Consider the following 259-nt stretch of genomic DNA (forward strand, 5'->3'; position numbering starts at 1 on the left):
ACCGGCGCGAGGCCATGAGTTTTTGAAGCCCGTGGGGGCCGAAACGGCGGTTCAGGTAGAAGGTGCCGCCCGTGACGGCAAGGCCGGCCGTGAGGGCGAAGAGGATGCAGAAGCCCTGCGGGAGGCCGCTCATGTACATTCCGACGAAGCAGACGAAGACGCTCAGAAGCCCCGCGACGAACAGCACGAGGTACTGCGCCGTGAGGCGTAGGCTAAGAACCCGGTGCCTTGCCGTATTTCTACGGTAGGTTTCCAAGAA

General features: G+C 62.5%; 1 protein-coding gene. It reads right to left on the minus strand.

Annotated features, from left to right (window positions below; translation table 11 throughout):
- A partial coding sequence (locus DW189_RS13865) for a DUF4133 domain-containing protein (RefSeq protein ID WP_259295446.1) occupies positions 1-259 on the minus strand: 259 nt, incomplete at both ends.

This window comes from Alistipes sp. AM16-43 (assembly GCF_003435745.1).
Classification (GTDB): Bacteria; Bacteroidota; Bacteroidia; order Bacteroidales; family Rikenellaceae; genus Alistipes; species Alistipes onderdonkii.